The 569-nt window shown below is 41.5% G+C and carries 2 tRNA genes and 1 rRNA gene; all 3 read right to left on the bottom strand.

Annotated elements, in window-relative coordinates:
• Positions 1–161 precede the first annotated feature (161 nt).
• Positions 162–237, bottom strand: a tRNA-Ala gene (locus CWB76_RS18950).
• A 111-nt stretch (positions 238–348) separates the two neighbouring features.
• A tRNA-Ile gene (locus tag CWB76_RS18945) sits at positions 349–425 on the bottom strand.
• Between the two features lie 76 nt (positions 426–501).
• Positions 502–569, bottom strand: a 16S ribosomal RNA gene (locus CWB76_RS18940); the annotation flags it as partial.

The following is a 569-nucleotide window of genomic DNA, read 5'->3' as shown; positions in this document are numbered from 1 at the left end:
AAAACTCTGTACAAATAACAATGTTATTCATACGAATTTTATTATCAGCTTTTCCAAATTTTTAAAGAGCAGAGAATCAAAAACTTCTCAAAATTAAACACACTCTATTCTCAGGCGATTGTGCTACCCGATAAAAGAATATTTATTTTTAAGAAGTAAAGTGGTGGAGCTAAGCAGGATCGAACTGCTGACCTCCTGCGTGCAAGGCAGGCGCTCTCCCAGCTGAGCTATAGCCCCACATATGCTGGTCTTACTGTTTGTATACCGACTTCTTTTTAAGACAAGGCGTAAGTTGAGGCCGTTTAGTTCACTAAACAACGAAGCTTACAACGAAGTATTAAGAAGAAGTGGTGGGTCTGAGTAGATTTGAACTACCGACCTCACCCTTATCAGGGGTGCGCTCTAACCAGCTGAGCTACAGACCCAAACAATAAGTGTTGTTCTCTTTACAATTAACAATCATCTGTGTGGACACTACGAACAAATAAGTTCTAAATCGTATAAGGAGGTGATCCAGCCCCAGGTTCCCCTAGGGCTACCTTGTTACGACTTCACCCCAGTCATGACTC

The organism is Pseudoalteromonas sp. S1609, assembly GCF_005887255.1.
Taxonomy (GTDB): Bacteria; Pseudomonadota; Gammaproteobacteria; order Enterobacterales; family Alteromonadaceae; genus Pseudoalteromonas.
This window is presented reverse-complemented; position numbering and strand designations above follow the sequence as displayed.